Source organism: Streptomyces sp. NPDC006384 (assembly GCF_042870695.1).
In the GTDB taxonomy this organism is placed as follows: domain Bacteria; phylum Actinomycetota; class Actinomycetes; order Streptomycetales; family Streptomycetaceae; genus Streptomyces.
This window is the reverse complement of sequence record NZ_JBIAHR010000022.1, coordinates 72188-85049: the sequence shown is the minus strand read 5'-3', so window position 1 is coordinate 85049 and position 12862 is coordinate 72188. Positions and strand designations below refer to the sequence as shown.

Annotated in this window: 11 protein-coding genes; 8 read left to right on the top strand and 3 right to left on the bottom strand. The window is 70.1% G+C overall.

Annotated elements, in window-relative coordinates; all coding sequences use genetic code 11:
• Window positions 1-453 precede the first annotated feature (453 nt).
• From ACFYOJ_RS27005 to ACFYOJ_RS26995, 3 genes are all read left to right on the top strand, one after another.
• Entirely contained in the window at window positions 454-1812 is a 1359-nt protein-coding gene (locus ACFYOJ_RS27005) for a helix-turn-helix transcriptional regulator (protein WP_356559220.1), read from the top strand.
• 85 nt (window positions 1813-1897) lie between these two features.
• The gene (locus ACFYOJ_RS27000) at window positions 1898-3145 is read left to right on the top strand and encodes a helix-turn-helix domain-containing protein (RefSeq protein WP_356559218.1); all 1248 of its coding nucleotides are present in this window, start codon (window positions 1898-1900) and stop codon (window positions 3143-3145) included.
• A 243-nt stretch (window positions 3146-3388) separates the two neighbouring features.
• On the top strand, window positions 3389-3652 hold the full coding sequence (locus ACFYOJ_RS26995; RefSeq protein ID WP_356559216.1) for a hypothetical protein: 264 nt from the start codon (window positions 3389-3391) through the stop codon (window positions 3650-3652).
• A gap of 3 nt (window positions 3653-3655) precedes the next feature.
• On the opposite strand, the gene ACFYOJ_RS26990 is transcribed toward ACFYOJ_RS26995, so the two are convergent.
• Complete coding sequence (locus ACFYOJ_RS26990) at window positions 3656-4129, bottom strand: hypothetical protein (RefSeq protein ID WP_356559214.1); 474 nt, start codon at window positions 4127-4129, stop codon at window positions 3656-3658.
• A 14-nt stretch (window positions 4130-4143) separates the two neighbouring features.
• Window positions 4144-5388 carry a helix-turn-helix domain-containing protein gene (locus tag ACFYOJ_RS26985; RefSeq protein WP_356559212.1) on the bottom strand — a complete coding sequence of 415 codons (1245 nt, stop codon included), beginning with the start codon at window positions 5386-5388 and terminating at the stop codon, window positions 4144-4146.
• A gap of 236 nt (window positions 5389-5624) precedes the next feature.
• Here ACFYOJ_RS26985 and ACFYOJ_RS26980 point away from each other — a divergent pair, with 236 nt between their 5' ends.
• The 3 genes from ACFYOJ_RS26980 to ACFYOJ_RS26970 all read left to right on the top strand — a co-directional run bounded on the left by ACFYOJ_RS26980 (window position 5625) and on the right by ACFYOJ_RS26970 (window position 7386).
• Window positions 5625-6017: a hypothetical protein gene (locus ACFYOJ_RS26980; protein ID WP_356559210.1), complete on the top strand. Its 393-nt coding sequence runs from the start codon at window positions 5625-5627 to the stop codon at window positions 6015-6017.
• Window positions 6018-6128: 111 nt separating this feature from the next.
• Complete coding sequence (locus tag ACFYOJ_RS26975; protein ID WP_356559208.1) at window positions 6129-6539, top strand: hypothetical protein; 411 nt, start codon at window positions 6129-6131, stop codon at window positions 6537-6539.
• 436 nt (window positions 6540-6975) lie between these two features.
• Window positions 6976-7386, top strand: coding sequence for a hypothetical protein (locus ACFYOJ_RS26970; protein ID WP_388598080.1), 411 nt, complete (start codon window positions 6976-6978; stop codon window positions 7384-7386).
• Window positions 7387-7829: 443 nt separating this feature from the next.
• Here ACFYOJ_RS26970 and ACFYOJ_RS26965 read toward each other — a convergent pair whose 3' ends face one another.
• Window positions 7830-8090, bottom strand: a complete 261-nt coding sequence (locus ACFYOJ_RS26965) for a hypothetical protein (protein ID WP_356559430.1) — start codon at window positions 8088-8090, stop codon at window positions 7830-7832.
• 250 nt (window positions 8091-8340) lie between these two features.
• On the opposite strand from ACFYOJ_RS26965, the gene ACFYOJ_RS26960 reads away from it, so the two are divergent.
• Entirely contained in the window at window positions 8341-11766 is a 3426-nt protein-coding gene (locus tag ACFYOJ_RS26960) for an AAA family ATPase (RefSeq protein ID WP_388598077.1), read from the top strand.
• Window positions 11751-12158, top strand: coding sequence for a hypothetical protein (locus tag ACFYOJ_RS26955; protein WP_388598076.1), 408 nt, complete (start codon window positions 11751-11753; stop codon window positions 12156-12158). The genes ACFYOJ_RS26960 and ACFYOJ_RS26955 overlap by 16 nt, the downstream gene beginning before the upstream one ends.
• Window positions 12159-12862: the final 704 nt, after the last annotated feature.

The window sequence follows — 12862 nt, the reverse complement described above, 5'->3', positions numbered from 1 at the left end:
TCGCGCGGCAGGGCGTTCTCCAGGTGTGCTCGGCCAGCCGGTCCTCAGAGGCGATGGGAACGGCGGCCACGCGCGAACCGCCGGAAGGGCGGGCCCCGCACCGCCGCTCCTGTTGGGAGCGGCGGTGCGGGGCGAGGACGGCCGACAGCCTGGGCATGAGGCTACTGCCCGCTGGTTATGGACTCGGTGTAGTGCAGCTGATGGTCCCGCCAGACGTGTGGTACGTCACGACGTCGCCGCTGGGGTAGCACACCGGGTCGTCGGGGTGGCCCACTGCACTCAGGGAGACGACCGTCGACCTGGACGGGGTGCGGGTCATCGCGCACTCCGGCAAACAGGACGCGGCACCGACCTCCACCGAGGCGAGGGTGCTCGATCACGCACAGCCGCCACTGCCGGCTGAACTGCACGAAGGCGTAGCAGCTCGCCGTCTCGTGCACCACCAGATCACCCATGCCCGATTCTCAGACCAGATGGCGCCGGCCAAACGACTTCAGGACAACTCAAGCCGGTTCGGGCACGGGTGATGAACATGCCGCGATCGAGCAGGGGGAGTTCGCATGCGCTCCAAGCTGGCATATTCGCTTTGGCCGGTTCTGCGTGGCTACTGTGTCACGGCGAACCCTATGTGGTCCCGTAGAAGGGACCCCGGCGACCGGCGTTTGCCGCCTGAGGAAGAGCACGGAGCACGCGAATGGTCATGCGAGCATCCTGGTGACGCAGAAGACGAACGGCTACGGCCCCACCCCTGGGGGTTTTCACCTCTCCGAGTGGAGAACACGCCGAGGCCTCACCGTAGCTGGTCTGGCGATGCGTTCCGGACTTCCTGAGCGGTTGATCGAAGACCTGGAAGCGGGGAGGGATTGGGTCGACCAACGCCGTGTACTCAGCGCGTTGGCAACCAGCCTCCGGGTGGACCCGGCTGAACTGACCGGTCAGCCCTACGTGCCGGGCGGGCCCGACCACTCCACCGTGCACGCGCTCGGGTGGCACGCTCGTCAACATCTGGCTCGCTCGCTCTCCGAGAACGACGCCGCCGAGGGAGCCGGCCGGGAACGAGTTGCCGCCCTCGTAGACGGGTTGCAAGCAGCCGACGATGCCGGTGACCTCGTCTCCGCCGCCCTGAAGGTTCCAGGGTTGCTGGAACTGGCAGGCCCGTCACACCTCGGTGACGCCGACCGTGAGGTCGCCGCTCTTCGTGCGACGGCGCACGTAGCCGTGAGCGGGCTCCTGCGCCGCCTCGGGTACCGGGATCTCGCCTGGAGCGTGCTCGCTCGGGCATGTCCTCCGCCGGAGGCCCGCCCTGCGGTGCTGGCGGAGGAGGTCCGGCTGCTGCTGGACATGGGACAGGCCGAGCTCGCCGTCGCCCAGGCTGCGCGGGCTGAGGCCGATGTCCTCCTGCCGCTGGCCATCGCGCACGCGACGCTCGGGCACAAGACGGAGAGCGAGCGCCTGCTCGCATCTGCTCGGGAGAAGGCCGTCGGCTTGCGGCAACGATCCCAGGTCGCGTCCGCCGAGGCCTTCGCGGCGGCGGAATGGGGTGCATATGGCCACGTGCTCGACCGGGCGGTGGGTGCCGCCTGCCTCCCGGCCGGCGGCCGTTCCGCCCTGCTCGTCCTCACCGCGTCGGCCCGGGCCAGGCTCGGCCAGTACGAGGCGGCGGTCGAGGATCTGGCGGCAGCGGAATCCCTCGCGCCATTGCACACCCGCCTGGACCCGCTGGCCCGCGAACTCGTGAGTGTGCTCCCCAGCCGCGCCCAGAGACATACCGAGGTGCTGGGCGCCATGGCGGTCCGGTTCGGCATGAAGTGATCTTTGCCCGTTCGGGGAATGCCGGGTTGCGCTGACCGAAGATGGCCTAACCTACGCATGATCCAAAGGAGTTGGGCAGGCTTTCATGGACGAACGGCAGCGGGAGCAGGCCAAGCTGATCGGCAAGAGGGTGCGGACGCTCCGCGGCAAGCGGGGCATGACCCTCCGTGAGCTGGCTGGCCTTTCGGGCGTCTCGAACAGCTATTTGTCGATGGTCGAGGGCGGCAAGCGGCTCCTGAAGAACTCCTCCTACATCAACGCGATCGCCGACGCGTTGAGGGTCGCACCGGCAGAGCTGCTCGGGCAGCCCTTCCTCCCCGTGGACCCGCACGCCACGGAGGCTCATGCCGCGATCCCGGCCCTGCGGCTGACGTTGATGGGCATGACCCTGGGAAGCCCGCAGGACCGTCGGCCACCGGCGGATCCTGTGACGCGGCTGGCGGCGCGGGTACGGCGGGCAAACCGGCTCTATCACTCAGCGGAGTACGGCGCCTTGGCAGTGAGGCTGCCGGCGCTGCTCTCGGACCTGCACGCGGCGGCCGCGGTAAGTGAGGGGCGTACGCGGCTGCGGGTGCTGAGGCTGCTGGCCGACGCCTACCACCCGGCGTGCACGCTGATGCTCAAGTCGCTCGGCCACATCGATCTGGCCTTCATCGCGGTCACCCGGGCCAGCGAGGCCATCGCCGAGCTCGAGGACCCGGTCTACGCCGCTCTGAGCGGATTCTTCACCACGCACATCCTCATGGCGGCCGGCAGCCCAAAGCAGGCCCTGTCCAAGGCGACTGCCACAGTGAACCTGCTGGAGCAGCACCTGGCCCTGCCCCATGCCGAAGCACTGCTCGGTGAGCTCCACCTGATCTCTGCCACGAGCATCACCAAGGATCCGAGCCGACCGGTGCGCGACCGCACTTCCGACATCCTCTCCCACCTGGCCGAGGCAGAGCGCCTGGCGGACGGGACCGGTGAGACGCGCGCCTTCCATCTGAATTTCGGCCCGACGAACGTCGAGATCCACCGTGTCAGCCTCAACACGGATCTCGGGCACCACGGCGACGCCGTCACGGCAGGGTCCGGCGTGCACCCCGAGATCATCAACGCCCCCGGCCGGCAGGCGGCCTACCACTCCGACCTGGGGCGGGCTCTGGCCCACATACGCGGACAGGAGTCGGCTGCCGCCGAGCGGTTCCTCCGCGCGGAGCGGATCGCCCCCCAGCGAGTCCACGCCGATGCGCTGATCGGTGACTCCGTCAGCTACCTCCTCGGGAAGCGGCTTCCCGCCCATGTGCAGCGCGACCTTGCCGGCCTGGCACACCGGATGGGCATCAGCCGGTAGTCCTCCCGCAGCAAGGCTCCCGGGCAGCGCAGGGTGCGGAGCTGTCGTCGGCCTTGTCACGTTGCGTTCAGTGGTCCTCGGCCTTCTTGGCGGAGGGGGGCAGTGTCAGATTCGCATGCCCAGCACCAGCCCCTGGCCGAGGTCGAATACGCGCTCAGCAGGTGGCTCGGACTGCGTCTCAACCTGGACCACTGAGCTTGTCTCTGGCCCGGGACGAGGGCCGCGTGGTGCCACAATCGCCGCATGACTGACGCTGCTGCCGACACCCGCGGCACCGCGCTCCCGGCTCTGGGAAGCCTTCCCGGTGTCCACGAGGGCATGTCCCACCTGAAGAAGGCCATCAGACTGCTCCAGGAGGCGCCCGAGCGGCCGGGCGCCCTGAAGGTCGTTCCCCAGAGCAGGCGCGATCAGTTCTGCGAACAGTTCCGGAGGAACAGCCCGGATCTGGAAGTGTGCCTCTCGGCTACCTGCGGACGGTGCGCGCCCATCAAGGCCGCACGAGCCTGAGCATCAGCGGGAGGCGCCTTCGGGCCACAGGACGCGTACCGCGGTTCCCTGCCGCTCGGCGTAGGCGACGACGTCGGCGGTGCCGCCGTACGCCCAGGCCGGCTTGCCGTCCCACACGGCGAGCAGTTCGTCGACCAGGCCGACGAGGACTTCCCCTCCGGCCATGTGGGCTTGCGGGTCGGAGGCGGTCATGCCGGTCTCGTGGACGTCGGAGGCCAGGCTCATCAGCCGGTCGTAGGTGGGGTGGTGCCAGTCGGGGAGACCATCGCGGTACTCGGCGGCGGGGACGACGACCTCGATGCGGCCGCCGTGATCGAGGACCGCTTCGGCCCACCAGGTGTCCGGCCCGTCGGCGATGCAGGACACGGCGACCAGCTCGCCCGGGTCGTACTCCTTCACCGCCTCGGCCAGCAGCGCGCGCACGCGCTCCTCGACCTCCTCGTTCAGGCCACGGTGTCCGGTGATCCCTACCCGCATGCCGTCGTCTCTCCTCACAGGTAGACGCCGTGAAGGCGCTCGTCGAAATCCCTCACCACTCGGGGCGGAGACGAGAGTGCCAGCGATCGGCGTACAGCGCGAGCCCGCTCCACGATCCGCCCGGACCGGTACTGCAGGCCTGTTTCGAGTGCCCGCGTGGCCACCGCGATTGCGCCCTCGACGCGTCCGGCCGCCAGGTGTCCGGCGGCGATGTCGAGGAGCAGCAGCGCCTTCTGCTTGGCGTGGCCGGTGGCGAGGGCTTCGACGTCGTCGCTGAGTACCCAGTCGGGCAGGCCGAGCCAGGCGCCGCAGGTGACGCGGTGGGCGGCGACCTTCTCGACGGTGAAGGAGAACACCCACGGCCACGGCGGGGGCGTCTCCTGCTCGGGCAGGGCCTCGGCTGCCGCGCGGGAGCGGACGAGGGCCTTGTCCGCCGACCGCTTGTCGCCGGCGGCCGCGTGGCCGAGGGCTTCGATGCTGGACAGCCAGGCGTCGGCGACGGCGGGGCTGCGGTCGCGCAGTGCGCGGCGGGCGCGGCCGGCCAGGTTGAGGGCTTCGACGCCGTTTCCGGCGTGCGCCTCGAACTGGGCAAGGCTGCCGACCTGGTAGGCGGTGAGCAGCGGGTCACCCGCGGATCGGGCTGCGTTGACGGCGGCTCCGTAGCGGGCGCGGGCGGAGCCGTTGTTGCCCATGTCCCAGGCCAGCCAGCCGGCGAGGCTGGCGGCTTCGCTGCCGACGGCTGCGAGCCGCATGCGGTGCTCCTCGCCGGCCGTGCGGGCGGTGTTCTGGATGAGCCGCAGGTGCGCCTGGACGACCTCTTCGAGGTCCTGGGAGGGGGTGGAGCCGTCGAGTCGTCTGTAGGCGGTGGTGGACAGGCGCAGGGCGGCGGCCTGGCCGCTGGAGGCATCGGCGGGGGTGGGGATGGCGGCCAGGACGGGTGCCGCTGCTGCGGCCACCGCCCCGCCGAGGAGGGCACGTCGGTGCATGTCATCGTCGTCTCTCGCCTGTGGCTTCGGCCGGCTGCTGGACAGCCCGACGAGATCGGGCCGGATGTCCAGATGCGCGGCGGCCGCCGCCAGGACGTCGGTCTGGTACGTCCCCGTGCCGCGTTTTTCCAGGCGGGAGACGGCCGGCTGCGACAGGCCCAGCGCTTGTCCCAGCTGGGTCTGGGTCATGCGCCGGTCCTTGCGGACCAGCTCGATGACCCTGCCGTAGTCGCCGCTCCGGGACGCTTCCCGGACTTCCGCCTCGTGCTGCACGGTGCACCTTCCACGCTACGAGTCCTCGCGGCCCTTGCCGTTCACGCGTATGCGCTTTGCGGATACGCGTATGCAGGTGCCGTATGCGTGATGGTCCCACAGCCCTCGGTGATCGTTGACTGGTCGTCAGCGGCAACCACTCTGTCCTGACCCGGAGGTGCCGCTGCCCGGGGCGTTGCCTTGCCCCCGTCGGTGACGCCCCGGGCCACCCTGTCCACGACCGCCGCGAGGTCCCGATGGCCACAGATGCTCAGGAGAACAGGGAAGCCGTGCCCGCACGGGCGGTGCTGTACGTGTGCGCCGAGCGGAGTCTGCTGAATCCGCGGCTGGGCGCGGAGCGCGCCGAGCAGGAGGGCCGCTTCTTCGCTGCCGCGCGGAACATCACGATCGTCGAGACGGTCACCGACCCGTACGGCCAGCCGGACCCGGTGTCCCGGGAGGGCTGGAGGCGGGTACGGGAGCTGGCCAAGCTGGGCGAGATCGAGATGGTCATCGTGCGGTGGCCGACGGCCATCGCGCCGGACCGGTCGCGCGACTTGCGGCACCGCGAGATCAGCGAGCTGCAGGAACAGGGCGTGGCCGTGCGCTACTCCTGGGCGCCGCTGTCGCAGATGGGAGCGCTGCGATGAGCACGGCGAGGCTGATCCCCGCGGGTGGCGGTGTCGAGTGGACGACGCCGGTCCGGGCGATCGAGCCGGTCGCGGCGCCCGCGCCGAGCCGGCGCTGAGGAGAGGCGAGTCGTGGTTCGGTGGCCGGACGCGTATCCGCAGACGCGGTACGAGGTGTTCGACTGCAAGCTGTGCCCGGGCAGGGGGTCGGACGCGGAGGTCGGCGGCGTCGGCGCGCGGATGCTGCGGTGGAAGGTGTGCAGGCAGTGCGACTTCTGGCTGACGTGCGTGGGGTACCGGGCGCTCGGCGACCAGGACCCCGACGGCCGGCGCGTGCTGCGTGCCGGCGGGCGGCACTACATGACGTGGACCGAGGAGCAGGGGTGTCCGCCCGAGATCAGGTTCAACTGCCGTGCTGACCGTCCGTACCTCCTGCTGGAGGACGAGATCGTACGGGTCGCACGCTTCTTGTGGCTGATGGGCTCGATCCCGGACCGCTTCCGCGAGCGGTTGCCGGACAACGCCCGCTTCCTCTCGCCGTGAAAGCAAGAGGATATGGCCGTCTTCGACTGGTACAGACCGGTCTGCCGGTCGCTGCGAGGGATCATGCTGCTCAGGTCGCGACGTCGGGTATCGGTGTCCGGATTGTCGGGTTGGTGGACCAGGTCGCGCATGGCGGGTTCTTCGTCAGGGTGGACGAGCGTTCGCCTTGGTCAGGGGCGGGCTGTGGGATGTCATCGGCAGCGGCTCGGTACAGAGGATGCACGCGCATCGGCCAACCCGCCCGGCCGTGCCTGCGCTGCACGGCCAGGTGGCTGGTGGGCGGTGGACGAGAGGGAGCCGTTCCAGGCCGCCGGAGGTACCTCCATGACGGCGGGGCTGTTGTGGGAGGCCACAGCGCTCACCCTGTGCCGCGCGGTGACGCCGCGCCGCAAGACGAGCCGGAATGTTGTCGGAGCCACGAAGTACGCTCCGAGGCATGAGTACCCCCGTCTCCGACTCGGCTCCGTTTGATCCGCACGCTTTCCCCGCAGACCTGGTCGCTGCTCAGCGCAAGGCCGCCGAGCTGTATGCCGCCCTGCGCGTTTTCCAGGAGACGCTCCCGTGGTCGAGGGAGCCGCACCCCGGCTTTCCGCAGGAGACGGAACGGGGCAGGGAGCGTCCTGGCAGGCCCGCAACCCCCGGCTGGACGGACGCAGAGGCCGCGGAGTTCGACGGGCTCCTCGGGGAACTGCGTAACGCCACAGCGAAAGTGCAGAGCCACCCGTGGTGGGGACGCTGTGCGCAAGAGGGCGTCAAGGGCGCCGACCTGGTCGCCGCCCGGCAGGCGCTCAAGCACGCCGAGGGCGCTGTTCCCCTTGGCCACGGCGACATCGCACCAGCCGTGTGAACGCCACGTTCCAGCAGGTCCTGGACCACATGCTCCGTGTGGTCCCGAGCGTCACGTACGTCTCCGTCCCATCGTTCGCCGGCGGCCAGGTCGGACCCGCCGGCGCAACTGCGGCTGCCGCACGGGCCGCATCGCTACGGTCCCTCTCACGCCAGCCGTACGAAGTCCTCCGCCTCGGCGGCGGCCAGTTCCCGCAGCCGCTTCTCACGGGCTGGGGGATGCGGTGGTGCAGGGCGGGAGCCAAGCCGGCAGCCGAGCGGTGGTGATAACCGTACTGGCCGCGCGGCCAGTGCGGGGAAGTCGAGGCCGGTGAACGCGGTGATCGACTCGGCGGCGCTGTCCGTGCCGGGGAGGTATCTGCACCGCCGGGCTGGGCATGGTGGCTGCCGAAGCCGCCCGCGGGTCCGGCGCATCGGACCCGCGGGCGGCGTGACGTGGGCGCGTCAACGGCACTGGCTGAACAGGCTGACGAGCGACAGCAGAATGGCCAGCGGAGGGCCGACCCAGGCGACCGAGGCCATCACTCCGTGGCGGAGTGCTTCCCAGCGGCTGTCCCCGGCGCGCCGGCTGATCCAGCCCACAGCCGCTCCGGCGATCGCGCCGCCGAGGAAGACGAGCAGGAGCCAGGGCAGGAAGCCCAGTGCCAGGCTGCCGAGGCTCGGTGCCGTGCAGCCGGCCGCTGCGGCGAGGTGGAAACCGTTCATCGTGTTCTCCCCCATCGGGTGGTTGCGGTTGGCGCTGCCGGTGGGCGGCGCCGCATCCGACCCTTTCCGCAACCGGCATCGTCCGGTGGGATCCGGTGCAGGACGCACCGGCATAAGGCCAGGTCAGATGTGGTTTGTGAGCTGTCCGGCCGGATCCGGTGGGACCCTCGCAGGCGGGCGGGGAGCGCCGTGGCAGGGCGGGCTGCGGTAGAAACTCCGGAGAACGGTTCGTGCGGGAGGGGTGCACCAGGTGAGCAAGGCGGAGTTCGGAAGACTGCTGCGGTTCCTCCAGCGCGACCTCATCCCGGCCGCGACCGGTCGGCCCGCGCCGCCGCAGACCCTGCTGGCGAAGCTGTCGGGGAAGTCAACGCAGGCGGTCTCCGACTGGTGCACCGGGAAAGTGATCCCGCAGCCCGAGTCGCTGAAGAAGATGCTGGACGGGCTGAGGAAGCACTCGTCGATCAGCTACCAGCTCTGGCCGGAGCCCTACCGGAAGCAGTTCACGAACATCAGCGGCCAGCTGATGCGGATCAGCACAATCTATGACACTCCGGGACATCTGGCGTACCTGCAGATGGTGCAGCTGAGTGCCGACGCGCACAAGGATGCCTCGGTGGTGTCCCACACCGGCCCGGCAGGCCAGGGCAGTGTCGCGCTGAAGCAGCTGTACGTGCGCCGCGACATCGAGCAGTCCGTCATCGACAAGGCTTTGGGAGCGGAGACCGCCAGCGCCCAGCTGATCACCGGAGAACCGGGCTGCGGCAAGACGTCCCTGCTGTGGAGTCTGTACGGCCGGTTCGGTGAGACCGAGGCAGTGGAACCGTTCTTCGTACGCGCCAGCTACCTCATCGAAGGGCTGGATCAGCAGCAGACTCCGACGGCCGTGACCGTCGATGACATCAGGGCGGCGGTCCGCTGTTCAAGGGCTCTGGGGCACCGTCCGGTCGTGCTGATCGACACGCTGGATCTGCTCGTGGCCCAGCCCAAGGGCGCAGCAGTGGTCCAGGACCTTCTGACCGTCATGGACCGGCAGCACGTACCCGTGGTGCTCACGTGCCGTCCCGAGGAGGCCCTGGCGCTGCAGTTCCCCCCGCAGGACGACGGGTCCGGCACGGCGGAGAGCGAGAACGCTGAGACGCAGGCGGAATCCGTGATGTTCCGGCGCCGGCCGGTCACGCTGGGTCTGTACTCGGATGAGGAGCGGAACGAGGCCGTACGCCGGCATGCCGATGTCTTCTGCCCCGACGCCCTGTACGGGCCCGGTGCTGCCGAGCGGCTGGAGTCGGACATCCTGGGCGCCGTCTACCAAGGGCTGCCGGTGAAGGAGGTGTGTGCCAACCCCCTCTATCTGAAGATGCTGTTCGACCTCTACGCCCCGGATCCGCCGCTGCAGCAGATCGATGCCGGCGGGCTGTTCGACCTGGTGCGCGCCGATCGGGTCGAGCGTGACGCCCGGGCAGGAGACAAGGCGGTGGTGGCCGGGGAGAACGAGTCCCGGGCAGCTTGGAACCTCGTCGATACTGCCCAGGCCCTGGCCCGCTACATGCTGAGCAGGAACACCATCGAGTACCGGCCCCGGGAGGCGGGGGACGCCCTGGAGCGTCTCCTGCCAGGCGTGCCCCGCGCCCGCATCGGTCTCGAGCTGGCCGAGCTGCGCAGGCGAGGACTGCTGACGGACGCACCCGCCGGCGGGCTGCGGTTCTTCCACCAGACGTTCTTCGAGTTCATGGCGGCCGAGTACTTGCGCGCCGCCGACCGCGGCGCCGAACTGGTGGCCCGGATGACCAAGCATCCCCAGGACCTCGTCCTCGCGGCGGTAGCCGGCCAACTGATCCCTCGCACCGACTCAGGTGCCGACAGCACGCTCCTGCGCCCGCTGCTGGAGAACGAGGTACTGTCCGACCGCGCCCTGGAGTGGTACGCCGACATACCAGACCCCGGTCCCGACGACATGACCGCCGCCCATGCCGCGTTGCGCCGCGCTTCGCCGCACAGCCTCAAGAGATTCATGGAACGGCTTCCCGGTCACGTGCACCCGACGGGCCGGCGCTGGGTCGAGGACCTGAGCGTGGTGTGGCCGCTGACCGAACGGCTACCGGCCGTACGGCGGGTCCTGTTCGCCACCGTCGGCCGCCTGGCGAGCCAGCATCCCGACGAAGCGTTCGAGTTCTGCACCGACAGGGAGCAGCGGCTGCACTGGTGGGTGAAGCAGGGCCCCCAACTGCTCAAGACGCACAAGAATGCCTGGCTCACCCTCTTCGCCGCCCTGTTTCCGCACGACGCCGAAGAAGCCCTGGCGTGGCTGCACGCTGTCTGCCGTGTCCTCGCCGCGGTGGGGGCCTACGGACTCGTCGCCAACGCCGTCGACCAGGCCGAAGACTGCGTACGCCGTATCTCCCCCGCGGCGCGGCAGCCCGGCCTGCGGCAGCTGGCGCTACCAGCATTCGAGTCCCTGCTCGACGAACGCCCCGCCAAGGCGCCCAAGAACGTCGCGGAGCTCGAGTGGGCCGTCGGACGCCTGTGGGCGGGCGCCCAGCCGACGACGGAAGCCGTCGCGAGCGCGCAGCTCACCGCCGCCCTGCTCACGGGCGACCGGGGAGCGGGCCGGGCCCGCCTTCACGGAGCCGGTTTGCTTGCCGCCGTGCTGTCGCCCGAGCGAGCACGCCAGGCCATCGGGGAAATACTGGACGTGCGCGCCCCCGCTGTGCAGACGGTCGCCTTGACACACGTCGTCGTACCGGTCCTCCTGGGAGAGGACACAGCCTTCCGTCGCGCCGTCGACGAGGTCTGCCGCGCCGCACTGGCCGCACTGCCGTGCCCGGCCAAGGAAGCCGACGGCAGCCGGAACCGCGCCGCCTGGCTGACCGAGGCCGTCAAGAGGGCCGTCGGCGAAGGGCTCGCCCCGGACCGGCTCACCACGCTCCTGCCGGACGACGGCACCCCCACGCTGTGGCTCCACCCCGACGGCCTGCCGGACTTGCTGGGCGCGGCTGCCGCGGCCGGCCATCGCCCTGCGCTGGCCGTGCTGAAAACGTGGGCTGACACCGCGCCGAAGGCGCGGACGGAGGCCGGCTGGGCGGTCGCCCGGATCTCCACCAGCTTGCTCGCCCACCTCACGGACGACATCCTCACCCACCTGGTGCAGGAAGCACTCGAACATCAGACACTACGCGATCTGCCCATCCTCATCGAGACGGCCGCAGCAGCCGGCCTGGGCGCACCCCGAAAGACCCGGCCTGGCCTCGAAGCACTGACGAAGGACCTCGAAACCTCCGAGCAGATCCAGCTGTGGCGGGCACTGGTCAAGCACTGGTCCTGGCCGCCGCCGGCACCCGACGCGGTCACCCGGGCCCTGAAGGCCGGTGACAGCCGCTACACCAGCCTGCTGCTCCTGGTGGAGGAATGCGCCTCACACTCTGCATGGGAATGGCAGCACCTTAAGCCGCTGACCGAACGACTGAGCGAGGATGTCAAGGCGCGGCCGGAACGACAGGCCGGAGCATCCTCCCCCACCGGGCCCTTGCCGCACTCCTCGCCTACCGGCATCCCCTGGCCGCAGCCGATGCCGGCACCGCGCTGGAGACCGTCCTCGACCTCACCCTTCCCTCCGGAGACGCGCTGGCCTCCATCGATGCCTCCTGTGCCCGTCTGGCCGCCACGATGCTCGGCCGTGTAGCCGCGACCGGCCCCGAACTCGCCGCCCGCGGCCTGGTCACGGCGGCACAGCGCCTAGGAACCTCACCGAACGGCATCGCCGACAACTTCGCCACGTTCACAGCAAGCACCCTCGGCACGACCCTCGCGCACCTAGGGGCCGGTGCCCGCCGCAGGCTCGTTGCCGAACTGGCGCGTGCCGAGCCCGCGATGGGGTACATCGCCGTCACCGCTTTCTCCATGCTGGCCAGCACCACGGCCCAGCCCCCGGCCTGGTACCAAGCCCTCGGCAGCGACACCACCCTCCCGCCCAAGGTCCGTACCACCGTCACCTCCCACCTCCACCGCCACGCCAGGGTCCGCTGCAGCGGACCCTGGCCGACCCTGATGACGGAGAAAAGGGCGACGGACTGATCCACCCGGCGCACCACTGGTCACTCGGCATTGTGTCCCGTCCTCAGCGGTGGTGGAGGGCTGTACTGGCGTCTTCCGGGCGGGCCTGTTTGTGTGACTGACCCACAGGGGTGGGGCACCGGGCCTGCCGGCCCGGTCCGGCAGTGCGTCGCCTCCGGAGGCCGGACCCTGCCCGGTGGTGGTGCGCGCCGCTGCGGCCTCCTCCTGGCGCCCCCTCCGCTTCGCTCCGGGGCTGCGGGCTTCGCCCTTGCGCATACCCCCGGCGGGCTCCTCCGGACCCCCGCCCGCCGGGGCCCGAATCCAGCGGGCGGGGACTTGTGGCCCTCAACCAGAACGGCTGCCTGTGCACAGCGCGTCTGCGGGCCGGAGCAGGGCAGGGTGCCTCAGCAAGGGGGGTCATGCAGCGGAGATTTCGGCCATAACTGGAGAAAAGGCAGCTTCAGTGGTCGGCAGGACTGTGTCCCCCTCCAGCCGGCCGGGGAAGGTCTGTGACTGCATGTGGCGGCTTCATGACATGGGTCAGGACTTGTAGGCGTGCGGGGTTGAGGAGTTGACGCCTTCGGCGTGGCCTGCTGAAGCAGGCTCAGAGGTTTCCAGAGACCAGGGATGCTCTTTAGGTAAGAGGACTTCGAAAAGAACGCCACGTGACCTGCAGTTTTGCATTTCCTAATGTCGGTGGCCGCCGACATTAGAAGGCCCTGAGT